The organism is Streptomyces humicola (assembly GCF_024436035.1).
GTDB classification, from domain to species: Bacteria; Actinomycetota; Actinomycetes; order Streptomycetales; family Streptomycetaceae; genus Streptantibioticus_B; species Streptantibioticus_B humicola.
The window spans coordinates 209,397-228,449 of sequence record NZ_JANFNG010000003.1; the positions used below are offsets into that span (position 1 = coordinate 209,397).

Annotated in this window: 15 protein-coding genes; 7 read left to right on the forward strand and 8 right to left on the reverse strand. The window is 71.6% G+C overall.

The window, feature by feature from the left end:
• Window positions 1-52 precede the first annotated feature (52 nt).
• The 4 genes from NGB36_RS06990 to NGB36_RS07005 all read right to left on the reverse strand — a co-directional run bounded on the left by NGB36_RS06990 (window position 53) and on the right by NGB36_RS07005 (window position 6,925).
• Window positions 53-3,967, reverse strand: a complete 3,915-nt coding sequence (locus NGB36_RS06990) for a multifunctional oxoglutarate decarboxylase/oxoglutarate dehydrogenase thiamine pyrophosphate-binding subunit/dihydrolipoyllysine-residue succinyltransferase subunit (RefSeq protein ID WP_255919226.1) — start codon at window positions 3,965-3,967, stop codon at window positions 53-55.
• Between the two features lie 237 nt (window positions 3,968-4,204).
• Entirely contained in the window at window positions 4,205-5,290 is a 1,086-nt protein-coding gene (locus tag NGB36_RS06995) for a HAMP domain-containing sensor histidine kinase (protein ID WP_255919392.1), read from the reverse strand.
• 119 nt (window positions 5,291-5,409) lie between these two features.
• A complete protein-coding gene (locus NGB36_RS07000) occupies window positions 5,410-6,156 on the reverse strand; it encodes a response regulator transcription factor (protein ID WP_255919393.1) in 747 nt (248 codons plus the stop codon).
• Between the two features lie 64 nt (window positions 6,157-6,220).
• Window positions 6,221-6,925: a spermine/spermidine synthase domain-containing protein gene (locus NGB36_RS07005; protein WP_255919228.1), complete on the reverse strand. Its 705-nt coding sequence runs from the start codon at window positions 6,923-6,925 to the stop codon at window positions 6,221-6,223.
• Between the two features lie 125 nt (window positions 6,926-7,050).
• On the opposite strand from NGB36_RS07005, the gene lon reads away from it, so the two are divergent.
• A complete protein-coding gene (gene lon, locus NGB36_RS07010) occupies window positions 7,051-9,516 on the forward strand; it encodes an endopeptidase La (RefSeq protein WP_255919231.1) in 2,466 nt (821 codons plus the stop codon).
• A gap of 113 nt (window positions 9,517-9,629) precedes the next feature.
• A complete protein-coding gene (locus NGB36_RS07015; RefSeq protein WP_255919233.1) occupies window positions 9,630-10,052 on the forward strand; it encodes a MarR family winged helix-turn-helix transcriptional regulator in 423 nt (140 codons plus the stop codon).
• Between the two features lie 54 nt (window positions 10,053-10,106).
• On the opposite strand, the gene NGB36_RS07020 is transcribed toward NGB36_RS07015, so the two are convergent.
• Complete coding sequence (locus NGB36_RS07020) at window positions 10,107-10,961, reverse strand: hypothetical protein (protein WP_255919235.1); 855 nt, start codon at window positions 10,959-10,961, stop codon at window positions 10,107-10,109.
• Window positions 10,962-11,342: 381 nt separating this feature from the next.
• Between NGB36_RS07020 and NGB36_RS07025 the strand changes: the two genes are divergently transcribed.
• The 5 genes from NGB36_RS07025 to NGB36_RS07045 are packed head-to-tail and all read left to right on the forward strand — an operon-like array spanning window position 11,343 to window position 16,685.
• Entirely contained in the window at window positions 11,343-13,814 is a 2,472-nt protein-coding gene (locus tag NGB36_RS07025) for a sensor histidine kinase (protein WP_255919238.1), read from the forward strand.
• The gene (locus NGB36_RS07030) at window positions 13,811-14,365 is read left to right on the forward strand and encodes a roadblock/LC7 domain-containing protein (RefSeq protein ID WP_255919241.1); all 555 of its coding nucleotides are present in this window, start codon (window positions 13,811-13,813) and stop codon (window positions 14,363-14,365) included. The genes NGB36_RS07025 and NGB36_RS07030 overlap by 4 nt, the downstream gene beginning before the upstream one ends.
• Window positions 14,365-14,763, forward strand: coding sequence for a DUF742 domain-containing protein (locus NGB36_RS07035; RefSeq protein WP_255919243.1), 399 nt, complete (start codon window positions 14,365-14,367; stop codon window positions 14,761-14,763). Before NGB36_RS07030 ends, NGB36_RS07035 begins: the two co-directional genes overlap by 1 nt.
• A gap of 25 nt (window positions 14,764-14,788) precedes the next feature.
• A complete protein-coding gene (locus tag NGB36_RS07040; protein ID WP_255919244.1) occupies window positions 14,789-15,415 on the forward strand; it encodes a GTP-binding protein in 627 nt (208 codons plus the stop codon).
• A gap of 22 nt (window positions 15,416-15,437) precedes the next feature.
• Window positions 15,438-16,685, forward strand: coding sequence for a styrene monooxygenase/indole monooxygenase family protein (locus tag NGB36_RS07045; protein ID WP_255919245.1), 1,248 nt, complete (start codon window positions 15,438-15,440; stop codon window positions 16,683-16,685).
• A 13-nt stretch (window positions 16,686-16,698) separates the two neighbouring features.
• Here NGB36_RS07045 and NGB36_RS07050 read toward each other — a convergent pair whose 3' ends face one another.
• Genes NGB36_RS07050 through NGB36_RS07060 form a run of 3 tightly spaced genes read right to left on the reverse strand, consistent with a single transcriptional unit; the run spans window position 16,699 to window position 19,008 of the window.
• Window positions 16,699-17,931, reverse strand: coding sequence for an outer membrane protein assembly factor BamB family protein (locus tag NGB36_RS07050; RefSeq protein WP_255919246.1), 1,233 nt, complete (start codon window positions 17,929-17,931; stop codon window positions 16,699-16,701).
• Between the two features lie 60 nt (window positions 17,932-17,991).
• A complete protein-coding gene (locus NGB36_RS07055; protein ID WP_255919247.1) occupies window positions 17,992-18,252 on the reverse strand; it encodes a DUF8847 domain-containing protein in 261 nt (86 codons plus the stop codon).
• A gap of 15 nt (window positions 18,253-18,267) precedes the next feature.
• Window positions 18,268-19,008 (reverse strand): TetR/AcrR family transcriptional regulator, encoded by a 741-nt coding sequence (locus NGB36_RS07060; RefSeq protein WP_255919248.1) that lies wholly within the window; start codon window positions 19,006-19,008, stop codon window positions 18,268-18,270.
• Between the last annotated feature and the right edge of the window lie 45 nt (window positions 19,009-19,053).

A 19,053-nucleotide genomic window follows, 5' to 3' on the forward strand; every position in this document is an offset into this window, starting at 1 on the left:
TCCGGCGGGCTCGGACGGGCTGCGGCTCGGTTGTGCCGATCGGACCGGCGGCTCAGATCTCGAAGACCTCGGCCACCAGCTGGGCCTGCTCCTGCTGGTGCCGCTTGGCGGAGCCGACCGCCGGCGACGACGAGGACGGACGCGAGACGCGGCGCAGCCGGTCGGCGTTGTCCGGCGCCGCACCGAGCACCAGGTCGAGGTGGTCGATCAGGTTGAGCGCGATGAACGGCCAGGCACCCTGGTTCGCCGGCTCCTCCTGGGCCCACACGTACTTCTGCGCCTTGGTGTACTTCGCCAACTCCTCCTGGATCTCGGAGCCGGGCAGCGGGTAGAGCCGCTCGATGCGCACCAGGGCGGTGTCCATCGCGCCGCGCTTCTCGCGCTCGGCGGCGAGGTCGTAGTAGACCTTGCCGGAGCAGAAGACGACCTTGCGCACGGCCAGCGGGTCCACCGCCTCGTCGCCGATGACCGGACGGAAGCCACCGCTGGTGAACTCCTCCGCCTTCGACGTCGCGGCCTTCAGCCGGAGCATCGACTTCGGCGTGAAGACGATCAGCGGCTTGTGGTGCGGGTTGTGGACCTGCCAGCGCAGCAGGTGGAAGTAGTTCGACGGCAGGGTGGGCATCGCGACCGTCATGTTGTTCTGCGCGCACAGCGCCAGGTAGCGCTCGATACGGGCCGAGGAGTGGTCGGGGCCCTGGCCCTCGTAGCCGTGCGGCAGCAGCAGCACGACGCCGGAGGTCTGCCCCCACTTCTGCTCGGAGGCCGAGATGTACTCGTCCACGATGTTCTGGGCGCCGTTGGCGAAGTCGCCGAACTGCGCCTCCCACATCACCAGTGCGTTCGGGCGGGCGAGCGAGTAACCGTACTCGAAGCCCATCGCCGCGTACTCGCTCAGCAGCGAGTCGTAGACCGTGAAACGCGCCTGGTCCTCGGACAGGTACAGCAGCGGGGTGTAGTCCTCGCCGGTGACCCGGTCGACCAGCACGGCGTGGCGCTGTCCGAAGGTGCCGCGGCGCGAGTCCTGGCCGGCGAGCCGGACCGGGGTGCCCTCCATCAGCAGCGAACCGAATGCGAGGGTCTCGCCCATGGCCCAGTCGATGGTGCCCTCCTCCACGCTCGCCGCACGCCGCTGCAGCTGCGGCAGCAGCCGCGGGTGGACGTGGACCCGCTCGGGCAGGTTCACCTGCGACTCGGCGATCCGCTTGACGACCTCCTGGGAGACCGCGGTGTCGAGCTTGACCGGGAACTGCTGTGCGGGCACCGGGATCTCGGCCTCGGCCGGGGCCGCGGTGGCCTCCCGCACCTCGGTGAAGACCTTCTCCAGCTGGCCCTGGTAGTCCTGCAGCGCCTGCTCGGCCTCCTCCAGCGTGATGTCGCCGCGCCCGATCAGCGACTCGGTGTAGAGCTTGCGCACCGAGCGCTTCTTGTCGATCAGGTCGTACATCAGCGGCTGGGTGAACGAGGGGTTGTCGGCCTCGTTGTGGCCCCGGCGGCGGTAGCAGATCAGGTCGATGACCACGTCCTTGTTGAACGCCTGGCGGAACTCGAAGGCGAGCCGCGCGACGCGGACCACGGCCTCCGGGTCGTCACCGTTGACGTGGAAGATCGGCGCCTCGATCATGCGCGCGACGTCGGTGCAGTAGAACGACGAGCGCGAGGCGGCCGGGGCGGCGGTGAAACCGACCTGGTTGTTGATCACGATGTGCACGGTGCCGCCGGTGCGGTAGCCGCGCAGCTGGGACATGTTGAGCGTCTCGGCCACCACGCCCTGGCCCGCGAAGGCCGCGTCGCCGTGCAGCTGGACCGGAAGCACGGTGAAGTCCGTGCCGCCCTTGCCGATCAGGTCCTGCTTGGCGCGTGCGATGCCCTCGACGACCGGGTCGACGGTCTCCAGGTGCGAGGGGTTGGCGGCGAGCGAGACCTTGATTTGCTCACCGTCGAGGCCGGTGAAGGTGCCCTCGGCGCCCAGGTGGTACTTCACGTCGCCGGAGCCGTGCATCGACTTCGGGTCGAGGTTGCCCTCGAACTCGCGGAAGATCTGCGCGTACGACTTGCCGACGATGTTGGCCAGCACGTTGAGGCGGCCGCGGTGGGCCATGCCGATGACGACCTCGTCGAGCCGCGATTCGGCCGCGGAGTCGAGCACCGCGTCGAGCAGCGGGATCACCGACTCGCCGCCCTCGAGCGAGAACCGCTTCTGGCCGACGTACTTGGTCTGCAGGAACGTCTCGAACGCCTCGGCGGCGTTGAGGCGGCGCAGGATCCGCAGCTGCTCCTCGCGCTCCGGCTTGGAGTGGGGGCGCTCGACACGGTCCTGGATCCACTTGCGCTGCTTCGGGTCCTGGATGTGCATGAACTCGATGCCGACGCTGCGGCAGTACGAGTCGCGCAGCACGCCGAGGATGTCGCGCAGCTTCATCATCGACTTGCCGGCGAAGCCGCCGACGGCGAACTCGCGCTCCAGGTCCCACAGCGTGAGCCCGTGCTCGATGATGTCGAGGTCGGGGTGCTTGCGCTGCTTGTACTCCAGCGGGTCGGTGTCGGCCATGACGTGGCCGCGCACCCGGTAGGAGTGGATCAGCTCGAAGACGCGGGCGGCCTTGGTGACGTCGTCGTCGTGGGCGACGTCGATGTCCTGGCGCCAGCGGACCGGCTCGTACGGGATCCGCAGCGACTCGAAGATCTCGTCGTAGAAGCCGTTCTCGCCCAGCAGCAGCTGGTGCATGATGCGCAGGAACTCGCCGGAGGCGGCGCCCTGGATCACCCGGTGGTCATAGGTGCTGGTCAGCGTCATGACCTTGGAGACGCCGAGACGGTTGAGGGTCTCCTGCGAGGTGCCCTGGAACTCCGCCGGGTACTCCATCGAGCCGACGCCGATGATCACGCTCTGGCCCGGCATCAGGCGCGGCACGGAGTGGACGGTGCCGATGCCGCCGGGGTTGGTGAGCGAGCAGGTGACGCCGGTGAAGTCGTCCATCGTCAGCTTGCCGGCGCGGGCGCGGCGGACGATGTCCTCGTATGCCTGCCAGAAGTCGAAGAAGTTGAGCGTCTCGGCCTTCTTGATCGCCGCGACCACCAGCTGACGGTCGCCGTTCGGCTTGACCAGGTCGATGGCGAGACCGAGGTTGACGTGCTCGGGCTTGACGAGGGTCGGCTTGCCGTCCTTCTCCGCGTAGGAGTAGTTCATCGACGGCATGACCTTCATCGCCTGCACCACCGCGTAGCCGATCAGGTGCGTGAAGGACACCTTGCCGCCGCGGGCGCGCTTGAGGTGGTTGTTGATGACGATGCGGTTGTCGAACAGCAGCTTCACCGGGATCGCCCGGACGCTGGTCGCCGTCGGCAGCTCGAGGCTGGCGTTCATGTTCTTCACGACGGCGGCGGACGGCCCCCGGAGGGTGACGTACTCCGGGCCGCCCTCGGCCGGCTTCGCGGCCGGTGCCGCCTCGGCCGGCTTTGCGGCTGCCGGCTTCGCCGGCGCGGCGGCCGGGGTGCCGTTCGGCGACGTGGGCGCCGCGGCCGGGGCGGGCTTCGCCGGTTCGCGGGTCGGTGCGGGTGCCGGCGCCTGCGGCGCGGCGGTCGTGCCCGTGACGGTGATCCCGTTGGGGGTGGCCGTGGCAGTTGCGGGTGCGGCGGGCCGGGCGGCGGCGGTCCCGTTCGCGGTCGTGGCCGCGGCAGACGTGCTCGGCGCTTGCGGCGCGGCGCCCGCGGGGGGCGCGGGGGGCGCAGTCGGGCCGGCAGGAGCGGCCGGGGAAGCGGGCGTGGCCGTGCCGGCCGCCGCCCCCGGCTTGTAGTCGGCGAAGAAGTCCCACCAGGCTCGGTCTACGGAGTTCGGGTCCTGGAGGTACTGCTGGTAGATCTCATCGACGAGCCACTCGTTCGCTCCGAATCCGGCCGCAGGGCTCGTGCCCTGCCCGTCGGCCTCGGTCGAGACACTCGATGTGTTGGGGGACTGTGACGACACGGCGGCAACCGCCCTCTTCCGCTTCACAAGGTGATGGACAGCGGAAATAAAGGCTACGCCTACTGGGGGGGTCGGTGCAGGCTACAAGGCGCGGTCGTCGCGCACATCACACCCGGAACCTGGTTTGACGCAGCTCTTTGGCGGGAAATCGGCATCCTTTTGGGCGCCTGCGCCCCCTTGTCGCCTGCACGCACGCGCCTGACCGGCGGGATTACGGTTCGCTTACCGGATTAAGAGTCAACCCGACGCAGGGTCCCTACCCGGGAGAGTGAGGTGGATGCGGCATCCGCGTGAGGATTCGGCCACACGAATCCGGCCACCGTGCAGCTCCACCGCCCAGCGGGCGATCGCCAGGCCCAACCCCGTCCCGCCGTCGCTTCCCGGACCGTTCGCGGCCGGGCCGCTGCCCCTGCTGAAGCGTTCGAAGACCTTCGTCCACTGCGACTCGGGGATGCCCGGACCCTCGTCGAGCACTTCGAGCTCCAGGCTCTCCGGAGTCGCCCCCTGCCGCGCGCGGACGGTGACCCGGCCACTCGGCGGGCTGTGCTTGACCGCGTTGTCGACGAGGTTCGACACCACCTGGTGGAGCCGCTCGGCGTCGGCGTAACCGGTGAGCTCCGGCGGCGAGACGTCCAGGTGCAGGTGGACGTCGTTGCGGGAGCGCCCGTGGGACGGGACGGCCATCGCCACGCCCGGTTTGATGCTGGCCGCCTTCAGCACATCGGACAGGTACGGCCACACCTCGAAGCGGCGCGCGTTCAGCGGCACCACTCCGCTGTCGAGACGTGAGAGATCCAACAGATCGGCCACGAGACGGCCGAGGCGCTCGGTCTGTGCGAGTGCTGTGCGCATCGTCTCCGGATCGGCCTCGCACACGCCGTCGACGACGTTCTCCAGCAAGGCCCGCAGACCTGAGATGGGGGTGCGCAGCTCGTGCGAGACATTGGCCACGAGCTCCTTGCGGTGCTGGTCCGCGGCTTGGAGGTCGGCGGCCATGCTGTTGAAGGTCACCGCGAGCTCGCCGAGCTCGTCGCGCCGGCCGGTGCGCACCCGGCGGCTGTAGTCGCCGTGCGCCATCGCGCGGGCCACCACGGTCATCTCGCGCAGCGGCGAGGTCAGCCCGTGCGAGACGAACTGCATGAACAGCATCGACGTGATGATCGAGAAGATCGTGATCACGCGCAGTTCGGTGTCGGAGTGGATCGCGACGAAGACCAGGAAGGTCGTCACCACCACCGAGGTGATCACCAGCAGCCCGAGCGCGGCCTTGATCGAGCGGAACGGGTCGACGGGGCGCAGCCCCTCCCAGACGCGCTGCCACAGCCCGGCCCAGCCGAGCCCGCGGTACCGGCGGAGCCGACGGCGCCCGGCGTGCCCGTCCCGTCCGTCACGTCCGCTGTCGAGGCTCCGCGGCCACAGTCGGAAGCCGCCCGGCTCCGCCGTCACGGCGCCGGGGTCTCCAGCGCGTAGCCGACGCCGTGGACGGTTCGGATGCGTTCCGCGCCGATCTTGCGGCGCAGCGCCTTGATGTGGCTGTCGACGGTCCTGGTGCCCGAGGCGTCCGCCCAGTCCCACACCTCGGCGAGCAGCTGCTCGCGCGAGAGCACCGCGCGCGGTGTCTGCGCCAGGCAGGCGAGCAGGTCGAACTCGGTCGGCGTGAGGTGGACGTCGGCGCCGCGTACCCGCACCCGGCGCTGCGCATGGTCGATGGCGAGGTCGCCGAGCTGCAGCGTGCCGCCGCGCGGGCTGCGGGCGGCGACCGTGGCGCGTTCGACGCGTCTGAGCAGCACGTGCACCCGGGCGGCGAGCTCGCGCATCGAGAACGGCTTGGTCATGTAGTCGTCGGCGCCGACGCCGAGGCCGACGAGCATGTCCGTCTCGTCGTCCCGCGCGGTGAGCATCAGCACGGGCACGGGCCGCTGGGCCTGCACCCGGCGGCAGACTTCGAGGCCGTCGTAGCCCGGCAGCATGACGTCGAGCACCAGCAGATCCGGCTGCCAGGCATGGGCGGTGTCGACGGCGGCGGGGCCGTCGCCCGCGGTGTGCACCTGGAATCCCTCGGCGCGCAGGCGTGCCGAGATCGCATCGGCGATCGTCGGGTCGTCCTCGACGACGAGTACGCGGCGTTGCGTACCCGTCATCGGCGTGCCGCTTGCGCCGTGCGTCGTGCTCGTCTGTGTGTTCTCCATCGGGCCCCGCCCCACTCGGTCGCGCTGCTTGCCCAGCAGCGTAAGGGGCAGTGCAGGTCGCAGGCTACGCGGGCTGCGCGCAGATGTGGACGACATCGGGCACTCCCCGCGGAACGGACACGGTAATGGTCCGTACCTGCTCGAAGCCCGCGGCCCGCAGTGCGTCCTCGAACGCGGCCGAGGGCTGCGCGGACCAGACGGCGAGGACTCCGCCGGGCGCCAGGCGCCTGCGGCAGGCGGCGAGGCCGTCGGGGGAGTAGAGCGAGTCGTTGGAGTCGGTGACGGTCCAGTCCGGGCCGTTGTCGATGTCGAGGCAGAGCGCGTCGTAGGTGGCGCCCGCCTCGCGTACGTAGGCCACGAGATCGGCTTCGACGATCTCGACCCGGGGATCGTCCAGCGCGTGCTCCGAGAACGGCGCCAGGTGTCCCGTGCGGTGCCAGTCGATCACCGCGGGCTCCCGCTCCACGACGGCGATGCGTTCCCAGCGCGGCTCGGCCGCGGCCTCGGCGAGCGAGAAGCCGACGCCGAGCCCCCCGATGAGCACGGACAGGCCGTTGCGACCGGGTGCGAGCGCATCGAGCGCGTCGAGCGCGGCGCGTACCAGCAGCCGCTCGGAGCGCCCGTCGGAGGTGTCCATCAGGAAGCAGCCGTTCTCGATGATCTCGAACCGCCCGCCACGCCTGCGCAGCACCACCTCGCTGTACGGGCCGTCGCGTCGCTCGACGGTCACGGCCTGCTTCTGCTCCTCCGGCTCCCGTCCCGCGTACATGCCGCCAGGCTAACGAGCGGTGCGTCGGGGGCTGATCGCTCAGAGCGAACACGGTTCCGGGAACACCAGGGGGCCTCAGAAGCATTGAGTCAATGCAACTCAACTTGATTGCCTAGGGAGAGATCATGGCTGCTGATTCCCCGGCGTCTCACGCCCCCTCGCCGCTCACCCTGCCCGTCCTGCCGCTCGACGACGCGGTGGTGCTGCCCGGCATGGTCGTACCGCTCGACCTGACCGACAGCGAGGTGCGGGCCGCCGTCGAGGCGGCGCAGGCAGTGGAATCCACCGACTCCGGAAACACCCACGTGCCCGGCATCCGTTCCTCTGGCGCGTCGCGCAAGCCACGCGTGCTGCTCGTACCGCGCATCGACGGCGAATACGCGGCCGTCGGCACCCTCGGCGCGGTCGAGCAGGTCGGCCGGCTCGCCGACGGGGACCCCGGGGCGGTCATCCGTGGCCTGAGCCGGGTGCGCATCGGCGCGGGCACCACGGGACCGGGCGCGGCGCTGTGGGTCGAGGGCAGTGAGATCACCGAACCCGAGCCGACCGAGCCGCCCGGTGCCGTCGCCGAGCTCGTCAAGGAGTACAAGGCGCTCGCCACCAGCTGGCTGCGCAAGCGCGGCGCCTGGCAGATCGTCGACCGCGTCCAGGCGATCGACGACGTCTCCCAGCTCGCCGACAACTCCGGTTACTCGCCCTTCCTCGACGTCAGCCAGCGCGTCACCCTGCTGGAGACCGTCGACCCCGTCGAGCGGCTGCGCCTGGCCACCAGCTGGCTGCGCGACCACCTCGCCGAGCAGGATGTCGCCGACACCATCCGCAAGGACGTCCAGGAGGGCATGGACAAGCAGCAGCGCGAGTTCCTGCTCCGCCGCCAGCTGGACGCGGTGCGCAAGGAGCTCGCGGAGCTCAACGGCGACCCGGAGGACGAGGCGGGCGACTACCGCGCCCGCGTCGAGGCCGCCGGCCTGCCGGAGAAGGTGCGGGAAGCCGCGCTGAAGGAGGTCGAGAAGCTCGAACGCGCCTCCGACGCCTCGCCCGAGGGAAGCTGGATCCGCACCTGGCTCGACACCGTCCTGGAACTGCCGTGGAACACCACGACCGAGGACGCCTACGACATCCCCGGCGCGCGCGCCGTGCTCGACGCCGATCACGCGGGACTGAACGACGTCAAGGAACGCATCACCGAATACCTGGCGGTGCGCAAGCGCCGGCTCGATCGCGGCCTCGGCGTCGTCGGCGGGCGTCGCGGCGGCGCGGTGCTCGCGCTCGTCGGACCGCCCGGCGTCGGCAAGACCTCGCTCGGCGAGTCGGTGGCGCGCGCGATGGGCCGGAAGTTCGTCCGCGTGGCGCTCGGTGGCGTGCGCGACGAGGCGGAGATCCGCGGTCACCGCAGGACGTACGTCGGCGCCCTGCCCGGCCGTATCGTCCGCGCCATCAAGGAAGCCGGGTCGATGAACCCGGTGGTGCTGCTCGACGAGATCGACAAGGTCGGCTCCGACTACCGGGGCGACCCGGCCGCCGCCCTGCTCGAAGTCCTCGACCCGGCGCAGAACCACACCTTCCGCGACCACTACCTCGAAGTCGAGCTCGACCTGTCGGACGTGGTGTTCCTCGCCACCGCCAACGTCATGGAGACCATCCCGCAGGCGCTGCTCGACCGTATGGAGGTCGTGCAGCTCGACGGCTACACCGAGGACGAGAAGATCGTCATCGCCCGTGACCACCTGCTCCCGCGCCAGCTGGAGAAGGCGGGTCTGACCCCGGAGGAGGTCACGGTCGACGAGGCGAGCCTGCGCAAGCTCGCCGGCGAGTACACGCGTGAGGCCGGAGTACGGAACCTGGAGCGGTCCATCGCCAGGATCCTGCGCAAGGCGGCGGCCCAGCACGAACTCGGCGAGCTCACTCTGCCGGTGAGCGTCGGCGAGGACGACCTGCGGCGCCTGATCGGACGGCCGCACCACACGCCCGAGTCCGCGCAGGACCCGGAGGAGCGCCGCACGGCCGTGCCCGGTGTGGCGACCGGCCTCGCCGTCACCGGCGCCGGCGGTGACGTGCTCTTCGTCGAGGCGTCGCTCTCCGACCCGGAGACCGGCGGCACGGGCCTGGCCCTCACCGGTCAGCTGGGCGATGTGATGAAGGAATCCGCGCAGATCGCGCTCTCCTTCCTCCGCTCGCACGGCGCGGAACTGGGGCTGCCGGTCGGTGACTTGAAGGACCGCGGCGTGCACCTGCACGTCCCGGCGGGCGCGGTGCCCAAGGACGGGCCGAGCGCGGGCATCACGATGACCACGGCGCTGGCGTCGCTGCTCTCCGGGCGCAGGGTGCGCGACGACGTGGCGATGACGGGAGAGGTGTCCCTGACCGGGCGCGTGCTGCCGATCGGCGGGGTCAAGCAGAAGCTGCTCGCCGCGCACCGGGCCGGGGTCACCACCGTGATCATCCCCAAGCGGAACGAGGCCGACCTGGACGACGTCCCGGCCGAGGTGCTGGAACGGCTCGAGGTGCACGCGGTCTCCGACGTCCGCCAGGTGATCGAGCTGGCGCTGGAGCGCGCCGGCGCCGAGCAGGTGATGGCGACCGCGGCGTAGGCCCGGCCGCGCAATACCCTGCTGCGAAATACTGGGGGTGAGCAGCGGAAGGGGCAGGCGTGGGCACGGCGGCAGAGGACGGAACCGGTGAGCCTTGGGGCACGGACCCTGAGATGGACGCACTGGAGCGGGAGATCACCGTCTTCTACCGCCGTGCCCGCGCCTCCTCCGGCGAGATGGCCCGCCAGGTCCACCCCGACCTCGAACCCGCCGCCTACGGGTTGATGCAACGCCTGGAGGACGCGGGGGCGGAGCGGGCCACCGACCTGGCGGCCTACTTCGGCGTCGGCAAGGCGACGATGAGCAGGCAGTTGCGTGCGCTGGAGGAGCTGGGGCTGGTCAGCCGCGAGCCGGATCCGGCGGACGGCCGGGCGGCGCTGGTCCGGCTGACGCCGGAGGGGCACCGCCGCTTCACACGGGTCAGGGACGCGCGGCGGGAACGGTATCGCCTGCGCCTGGCGCAGTGGGATCGTGATGACATCCGCGAGCTCGCGAGGCTGTTGCGGGAGTTGAATCTGCTGAGCGAGGAACAGTGAGGCGCCGTCCCGGTTGCGGTAGGTGATGTGCCCGACCTCCCGCCACCGCGATCGTCAGATCACGGCCAGGATTGCCGTGGCGTCGTCGTGGCGCTTGCCGCGGGGGTATGCGGTGCACGTGGGGTCCGCCGACTCCGCGGCGCGGACGCGAGTGATCAGGCCTTGCGGGCCCTCCTTGCGCAGCAGGGCGAACGCGTCCGCCCAGCCGCCCTCGTGGAAGACCTCGACCAGACGGCCCGCCCCGTCCGTCAGCGCCGCGACCGCCCGCACCGCCCGGCGTGGCGTCGTCCCCGTCACCGCGAGCCGCGCCACCGCAGGGTCCGCCGCCGCGGTGAAGAACGCCCCCTCGACGCCCACGGCGTTCCGCAGCGCCTCCACCGCGCGCCCGTACGCGGCGCCCGCGGCCTCCCGCTCCGCCGACCCGCGCTCCATCGCCCGCACGGCCGCGCGCATGGCCCGCACCTGCTCCGGCATCCGGTCGAGACGGTCGTCGAGCACGGCCCGTACATCCCCACTCTCGCCCTCGATGAGCAACACCGAGTCCGACAGCACCAGATGCTCGACCGCCTCCTCGTCCCAGCGCGCGAGGACGACGGTTGACTGCGGCGTATGCGTATGAGAAAGCTCACAGGTTCCGGCGTGGGCTGCGGCGGTGCGGGCGATCGACTCGGCAAGGCAGTCGGCGAGCGTCAGATCCCGCCGCGAAGCGGACAGTTCGAGCAGCGCACCACCGAGCCGGGCGACGTACCAGGGCACCCCGTGGACGCAGCCCGTGCCGTCCCGGTGCGGGGTGACCCCGTCCAGCAGGACCAGCGTTCCGCCCTGTCCTGAAGCGGGCAGGGCGACGGCGGCGAAGTCCTCGTCGGGCCGCTGCGGGCTGCCCGGCTCCGTGGCGGTCTCGATGCGCATGGGGACAGTCTGCCCGAACGGCGTTCGAACGCCGTGGCGCACACCTGACCTGTGGCGATCCGCTGCCTCGCCCTCGCGCGCCCAGGCACCCGCGATGTGGGTGGGCATCTTTCCAGGAGGCCGCCGGGAGTTCAAAACCCTGGCCCATGGAGCCGACCGCCCTGAGCCGCCGCCGAGTTGAAGGCGAACTTCCGCTTGTTGTTCACTCCTTCGGGTGCCTCGGCATGATTGCCTGGCACGCGCACAAGCACACAACGCAACGTGAACGCATCGGGGGGAAGCGCCAGGAGCGGCTGCACATCCGCGCTTGGCGCTGGTGCCCAACTGTGATTTGTCGTCACTTCGGAAGCAGCGGCGGACGAGACAGGAATGCGAGAACCGGTGCGGACAACGCGGACACGACAGCGGCTGCTTGCCGCCCTGCTGATATCCGTGATCGCCGTGCTCGCGGCCGGTGCCCCGGGCCTCGCCGCGGCCGTCGGAAACCTCTCGGAGTCCCAGCGGCTGCTCCAGCTCGCCCGCCTCAACACCAACGCCATCGCGCTCTCCCACTCGCTCGCCGACGAGCGCGACGCGATGGCCGCCTTCGTCGCCGGCGGGCGCAGCACCGCCTCCGGGCTCGGGCTCAGCGAGAACGACCGGGAGCGCGTCGACGGCCAGGCCGCAGACGTCACCCAGGCCGCCGCCTCCCTCGACACCGGCGGCTCCTCGGACCTCGCCGGCGTCGCCGCCACCGTGCGCAGCTCACTCGGCGGCCTCGAACACCTCCGGCAGACTGCGCTGTCGGGCCCCGGCTCCGCGAAGGACGTCTTCGACTCGTACACCCCGCTGCTGAACGCGCTCGACGCCGTCAGCGGGGCCCTCGCCCGTGCGCTGCCCTCCCGCGCCGCCTCCCCGGACACCAGCGCGGGCCCCGCGCTCGCCCGCGCCGTCTCGCAGGCCTCGGCCGAACGCGGACTGCTCGTCGCCGCGCTCACCGCGGGCGGCACCGAGGAGCCGCTGGTGACCGATGCCCAGCAGGCCAGGGTCGGGGAACAGGCGGCGCTCGCCGAGTTCGCCGCCACCGCCTCGCCGAGCGCGCAGACCCAGTACGCGCAGACGGTCACCGGCAGCGATGTGACCGCCGCCGAGGACTATCTCACCCGGCTCACCGCCAAGCCCTATCTGACCAGCGCCGACAACACCCTCAAGACCTCCGACGTCGAGGCCGGGCTGTCCGCACGGCTCGACCGCATGCGCGCCGTCCAGGCCTCTCTCGCCCAGGACGACACCACCAGGCTCAGCGCACTGCGGGGCTCCGACGTCACCGCACTGGAGTTGCGCATCGCGCTCGTCGCCCTGTGCGCGCTGCTCGCCCTCGGCATCGGCGTCCAGACCGCCCGCGCCGTCACCCGCCCGCTCGCCACGCTGCAGCGCTACGCCCGCGACCCGCAGCCGCCGGTGCCGTTCACCGGCAGCGACGAGTTCGCCGCCGTCGCCCTCGCCGTCGAACGCCTCGCCCAGGACGCCGCCAGGCTGCGCACCGAGGCCGTCGAACAGGAGGAGGAGCGGGTACGGCTGGTGGGCGCCCGCAACGCGGCGGCCGGGGAACGGGACGAGCTGCGGCAGCGGCAGGCCGCACTCGTGGCGGAGAAGGACGCGCTCGCCGAGCGCATCTCGGCTCTGCAGGGCGCCGTCCACACGACCTTCGTCAACCTCTCGCTGCGGACGCTCGCTCTGGTCGAACGCCAACTCGCCCTTATCGAGGGCCTGGAGGACCGCGAACACGATCCCGAGCAGCTGGCCACCCTCTTCAAGCTCGACCACCTCGCCACCCGGATGCGGCGCAACAGCGAGAGCCTGCTCGTGCTCGCCGGGGCGGAGACCACCGCGGGCGCGCTCGCCAAGCCGGTCCCGCTGATCGACGTCGTACGCGCCGGCATCTCCGAGATCGACCGCTACGAGCGGGTGCAGATCTCGTTCCTGCCGCGGGCCCAGCTCGCCGGCTTCGCCGCGGACGACTCCAGTCACCTCGTCGCCGAACTGCTAGAGAACGCCACCGCCTTCTCCCCGCCGCAGGCCGAAGTACGCGTCTCCGGCTGGCTGCTGGAGAACGGAGAGGTGATGCTCTCCGTCGAGGACGAGGGCATCGGCATCCCCGAGGCACGGCTCGCCGAACTCAACCAGCTGCTCGGCGAGGCGCACCCGGACGAGTCGGCGGCGACGGCGGGGCTCGGCCTGTACGTGGTGGCCCGGCTGGCGGGCCGGCACGGCATCCGAGTGCAGCTGCGGGAGCAGAAGCAGGGCGGCGTGGCGGCGGTCGTCGTCATCCCCCGCACCCTCGTCGTCCGCCCGCCGGACGACCTCGCGCAGGGTACGGACGGCGCGTCCGCGCTCGTGTCGGCCCCCGTCGCCGCTCCCTTGGCGGCCGGCGTGGACCTGGCCGACCCGCTCGATGTGACACCGCAGCCGGTCAGGCAGCCGACCCGCCACGCCGCCGCAGCAGCTGCCGCTGCCGCTGCCGCAGAACCGGACGAGCACGCACGCCCCGAGCACGACGACGCGCCGGCGCGACCGCGTCACGCACGTCCCGCCGCCGACGACGTCGCGTCAGAGATCGCCGGCGTCACGGGCAAGGGCCTGCCCAAGCGCGTACCACGCACCAGCGGGCTGAGCGGGGAGCCCGCCGCACGGGAGCAGGCGGGTGCGCCGGTGGACGCCGAGACGCTGCGGCGCCGACTCGGGGGCTTCGCGCGCGGCCTGCGCGAGGGGCGGCGCGACGCCGAGGCCGAGGCGACCGGCACCATCGAACTGCCGCGTCCCGTAACCGACTTCGACGACCAGGACAGCTCCTCCGAGGAGGCACGCGGATGAACACGTCGAGTACGGACGACCTGAGTCATGGGGCGCGCAGCCTCCAATGGCTGCTCACCAATCTCGTCGACGAGGTCCCGGGCGTGCGCTCCGTCGCGGTGATCTCCTCCGACGGACTGCTGCTCAGCTCGTCCGAGGTGTCCGCCCAGGCGGACGGTGCTGATGGTCTGGACGGTGCGGACGACGAACCGTCACCGTCCGTCCCGGAGCAGTGGACGAGCGCTCCGGTGCGAGGCCTCGCCAGCGCATCCGGCGACCTCGCCACCGTCGTCTCCGGCCTTGCCTCGCTCACCGACGGGGCGGCGCGGCTGATGGACGCCGGTTCCGTCAAGCAGTCGGTGGTCGCGATGGAGAACGGCTGCCTGTTCGTGATGGCGATCAGCGACGGGTCCCTGCTCGGCGTGCACGCCTCACCCGAGTGCGACATGAGCGTCGTCGCCTACCACATGGCGCTCTTCGTGGGCCGGGCCGGACACGTCCTCACCCCGGAGCTGCGCAGCGAGCTCAGTAAGGCCCGCACGCCGGGCAAGCCGACCGAAAGCGAGCATTGATGCCCGCGCCCTCGCTACCGGTCCGCGGCGCGGACCGCAAACCCTCCCGCGTACGCCCCTATGCGCTCACCGGCGGCCGCACCCGTTTCGGGCATGTGCTGCTCGTCGAGACGTTCGTGGCGACGATCGACGGCCCGGCGGAACGGCTCGAACTGACCTCGGGGGGCATCGCCGCAGGCGTGATGCCCGAGTTGAGGGCGATCGTCGAGCTGTGCCGCCGGATGCGTTCCGTCGCCGAGATCTCGGCGCTGCTGCGCATTCCGCTCGGCGTCGTCCGCGTATTGCTCAGCGACCTGGCCGACCAAGGAAGGATCCGCGTCTACGGCACCGGCCACGGGCCCGGACAGCCGGACCGCGCACTGCTGGAAAGGGTGCTCAGTGGACTTCGAAGGCTCTGAGACGGGTGAGGGGACGGCGCTTCCCGTGGCGGACCCTGCGGACCCTGAGGTCGCGGTGCCCGCTGCGGAGGACGGCCTGCAGGAGTGGCAGAAGGACCGCAGTCGCGCCCCGTCCTCCACCAAGATCGTCGTCGCGGGCGGTTTCGGTGTCGGCAAGACGACCTTCGTCGGATCGGTCTCGGAGATCACCCCGCTGACCACCGAGGCGTTGATGACCCGTGCCAGCGAGGACATCGACGATCTCGGCGCGACCCCCGACAAGACCACGACGACGGTCGCCATGGACTTCGGCCGTATCACCCTCGACCAGGACCTGGTCCTCTACCTCTTCGGCACCCCCGGCCAGCAGCGCTTCTGGTTCATGTGGGACGACCTGGTGCGCGGCGCGATCGGCGGTATCGTCATGGCCGACACGCGCCGCCTCGCGGACTGCTTCCCGGCGCTCGACTACTTCGAGACGTCCGGGCTGCCGTTCATGGTGGCCGTCAACCACTTCGAGGGATCGCCGGAGTACGGGGAGGAGGACGTGCGCGAGGCGTTGTCGATACCCGCCGGGATCCCGGTCGTCATCTGCGATGCGCGCCGCCGTGACTCCGTGATCGAGGCGCTGCTGGCCCTGTGCGGCCACGCGCTGGCCTCGCTCCCCGACTGAATATCAAGTCCAGAAGGAATCCATGCGCAAGATTCTCATCGTCGGAGCCGGCCAGTCCGGCCTCCAACTCGCCCTCGGCCTGCAGGCGAACGGCTACGAGGTCACCTTGATGACCAACCGCACGGCGGACGAGATCCGCGAGGGGCGGGTGATGTCCACCCAGTGCATGTTCACCACCGCCCTGCAGCACGAACGAGACCTCGGTCTGAACTTCTGGGAGAGCCAGGCGCCGCGCATTGACGGCCTCGGCGTCTCGGTGGCGGGGCCCCCTGGGCCAGATGCAGCCAGTCGTCCCATCGACTGGGTGGGGCACCTCGACGGCTACGCCCAGTCCGTCGACCAGCGCGTGAAGATGGCCGGCTGGATGGAGACCTTCGCGCAGCGCGGTGGGCAACTCGTCATCCACGGCGCGGCCGTCTCGGACCTCGACTACTTCGCGCGCCGCTACGACCTGGTGCTCGTCGCCGCGGGCAAGGGCGAACTCGTCTCGATGTTCGGCCGGGACGACTCCCGTTCCCCGTACGACAAGCCGCAGCGTGCCCTCGCCGTCTCCTATGTGCACGGACTCGGGCCCCGCCCGGAGCACCCGGACTTCCACGCCGTGCGGTGCAACCTGGTGCCCGGCGTCGGCGAGATGTTCATCATGCCGTGCCTGACCACCTCCGGGCCCTGCGACATCCTGTTCTGGGAGGGCATCCCCGGCGGGCCGCTCGACGTCTTCGAGGGTGTGAAGGACCCGCGCGAGCACCTGCGGGTCACCCTGGAGCTGATGAAGCAGTTCCTGCCGTGGGAGTACGACCGGGCGCGCGACGTCGAACTCACCGATGCGGGCGGCGTTCTGGCCGGACGCTACGCCCCGACCGTGCGCAACCCGATCGGCGAGCTGCCCTCCGGCGGCCTCGTGCTCGGCGTCGCCGACGTCGTCGTCGCCAACGACCCGATCACCGGACAGGGCTCCAACAACGCGGCGAAGTGCGCCGCTTCGTACCTGGAGAGCATCGTCTCCCACGGCGACAAGCCCTTCGACCGCGAGTGGATGCAGGCCGCCTTCGACCGGTACTGGGAGTACGCGCAGCACGTCACCAAGTGGACCAACGCCATGCTCGCGCCGCCGCCGGAGCACGTGCTCCAACTGATCGGCGCGGGCGGCCGGTTCCAGGCCGTGGCCGACCGGTTCGCCAACGCCTTCGACAATCCGGCCGACTTCGAGGAGTGGTTCTTCGAGCCCGGGCTCGCCCAGGCGTATCTCGCGTCGGTGGCGGCTGGCTGAGCGTCGGTCCATGTCAGTCCATTGGCAGCGCATACACCGCGTTGCCGTGCTGGACGTAGAGCCGGTCGCCGAGCGAGGCGGTGCGTATGGTGCCGGCTGCGCGGTGCGCGGGACGGAAGGTCCAGGCGATGCGGCGGCTGGTGGTGTCGAAGACGGCGAGCGGGGTGCGGTCGTCGGTGGTGATCGCGTAAAGGCGGTCGCGGTAGGCGATCGGGGCGTCGGCGGCGAGCAGGGCGGGGCCCGACGCCGGGCGGCGCCACAGCACAGTGCCCGAGAGGGCGTCGAGCGCCGTCAGTCCGGACGCGCGTCCGACGGCGTAGGCGACGCCTCCGAGGAGCGCGGGATCGCCGTAACGTTCCGGTGGCGTGCTCCACGCGACGCGGCCGCTCGCCAGCTCGACGGCGGTGACCGCGTCTCCCGCCACATAGGCGCGCACCTCGTCGACGACGGGGCGGCCGTAACCGGCGCCCGGCAGCCGGACCAGCCACTGCCGGGCGCCGGTGCGCGTGTCGTACGCGGCGAGTGAGGCCCCGTCACAGACGACGAGCCGGGCCCGGTCGAGCACGGCCAGCGGCGCGGCCCCCGCTCCGGGGCCCGGCGCGCGCCAGCGCTCCCTGCGGGTCGCGAGGGCGTACGCCAGCACCAGCGGCTCGCCGTCGGCGGTCGTCGCGGCGACGTAGAGCGAGGTGTCGTCGGAGGCGAGCAACGCGCCGGGCGGAAAGTGCAGCGACGGCGGGGCGGCGAGCGTCCAGCAGGTGCGGCCGTGCCCCGACGGGTCGACGGCTTGGGGTGTCCGGCTGTGGCCGGCGGCGCGGGCGAGGCCGGCGACGAGCCCGTCGCCGGTGGGGAGCGCGGCGCCCTCGGCCAGCACGTTCCTCGCCGTCGTCCAGCGGTGGTGCCCGCTGCCGGCGTCGAGGCCGATGAGCCCGTCGACCCCCTTGACCACGACGAGCGATTCGCTGACGGGGACGGGCGGTGCGCCGGTCAGCCGCGCCTTGTCGTACGTCCACAACGGCTTGGGCGCGATGCCGGGCGCGCGCGTCGTGGTGGGCAGGATCGTGGACGGCACCGAGGGATTGACGGCGACGCTCTGGGCGGCGGGGCCGCTGCCGCGGACGAGCGAGGAGACGACACCGGCGGTCGCCGCCGCGCTCACCCCGCCGATCGCCGCGACGACGAGCACGCGGCGGGACGGGACGCTCTCGTGCGAGCCGGAGCCTGAGCCATCGGGCCGATGCGGATCCATGGCGCCCCCAACCGTGTCCGTCCACAGCAAGTACAGTTTATCGGTTTATGGCCAACTGTCCTATGTGCGACGGTGGTTGCGTCCCCATGGCCACCGCATCCGGGGCGGCCGGCCCTCCGCGTCGTACGCGTACCGCCAGCGCGAGCGGCGTGGCCTCGCCGCCGGGGCGAGCCGGTAGACGTGCACGAGACCGGGCGCGCCGCCCTCGCCGGGCACGGGGACGGTGTACACCTTCGGCGGCTTGCCGGTGGCGCCCACCAGCACCGCCATCACCCGTCCGTCCAGCGGCCCGCCGGTGAACTCGCACTCCTCGCTGCGCACACCACCAGGATCGCATCACGCCAGCAGCCGCCGGGCCAGCACGCCCGCACCGCAGTCCGCGCGCTCCTGGGCGAGCAGCGCGGCGGCGACCTGGGCCGTCTGGCGGTCGCTCGCCGCCGCGGCGGCGAGAATCCCCACGAAGTGGTCGACCAGCCAGTCGCGCAGCTCGTCGGCGGGCGGCCGGCGCCCCTCGTCCAGCCACGTCAGGGACACCGCCTCGACCGCCGCGATCCACGACCGCACCGCCATCCGCAGCCGCAGGCCCGGCGCCTCCACCTGGAGGTGGACGAAGACCTGTTCCGCCGCGCCCCTGCGCACCCCGTCGATGATCGCGGTGGTCCGGCTGGTCTCGGTGACGCAGCCGCCCCGCACCAGCGCCGAGAACCCCGCGTCGTGCCCGGCGACGAAGGCGAGATAGCGGTCGAGCACATTGGCGAGCCGCTGCGTTGGCGTGCCCTCGGGCGGCTCGACGAAGCAGGCCGTCAGCTCCTCGGCGGCACTGCGCAGCGCCGCCTCGTAGATCTGCTGCTTGCCGCCGGGGAAGTAGCGGTAGACCAGCGGCCGCGAGGCGCCTGCGGCCGCCGCGATGTCGTCGATCGAGATGTGCTCGGGGCTGCGGTGGCTGAACAGCTCCAGTGCGGTGGAGAGCAGTTGCCGGCGCCTCTCCTCCACCGGCAGCCTCCGGTACGCCGTCGCTCTTCGCTGGTCACCGCCCACGCCGGGCAGCGTATAGGCCCCGCTCGTCTCCTGTGCCATCGTTCGCTTCTCCGCCCGCTCCCGCGCTCCGCGGACGGCCTCGTC

Excerpts from the sequence above, each read along its gene's own strand:
- NGB36_RS07000 (WP_255919393.1), bottom strand. The coding sequence starts at position 6,156 with ATGGAGAACACACAGACGAGCACGACGCACGGCGCAAGCGGCACGCCG.
- NGB36_RS07005 (WP_255919228.1), bottom strand. The coding sequence starts at position 6,925 with ATGTACGCGGGACGGGAGCCGGAGGAGCAGAAGCAGGCCGTGACCGTC.
- lon (WP_255919231.1), top strand. The coding sequence starts at position 7,051 with ATGGCTGCTGATTCCCCGGCGTCTCACGCCCCCTCGCCGCTCACCCTG.
- NGB36_RS07015 (WP_255919233.1), top strand. The coding sequence starts at position 9,630 with ATGGACGCACTGGAGCGGGAGATCACCGTCTTCTACCGCCGTGCCCGC.
- NGB36_RS07020 (WP_255919235.1), bottom strand. The coding sequence starts at position 10,961 with ATGCGCATCGAGACCGCCACGGAGCCGGGCAGCCCGCAGCGGCCCGAC.
- NGB36_RS07030 (WP_255919241.1), top strand. The coding sequence starts at position 13,811 with ATGAACACGTCGAGTACGGACGACCTGAGTCATGGGGCGCGCAGCCTC.
- NGB36_RS07035 (WP_255919243.1), top strand. The coding sequence starts at position 14,365 with ATGCCCGCGCCCTCGCTACCGGTCCGCGGCGCGGACCGCAAACCCTCC.
- NGB36_RS07045 (WP_255919245.1), top strand. The coding sequence starts at position 15,438 with ATGCGCAAGATTCTCATCGTCGGAGCCGGCCAGTCCGGCCTCCAACTC.
- NGB36_RS07050 (WP_255919246.1), bottom strand. The coding sequence starts at position 17,931 with ATGGATCCGCATCGGCCCGATGGCTCAGGCTCCGGCTCGCACGAGAGC.
- NGB36_RS07060 (WP_255919248.1), bottom strand. The coding sequence starts at position 19,008 with ATGGCACAGGAGACGAGCGGGGCCTATACGCTGCCCGGCGTGGGCGGT.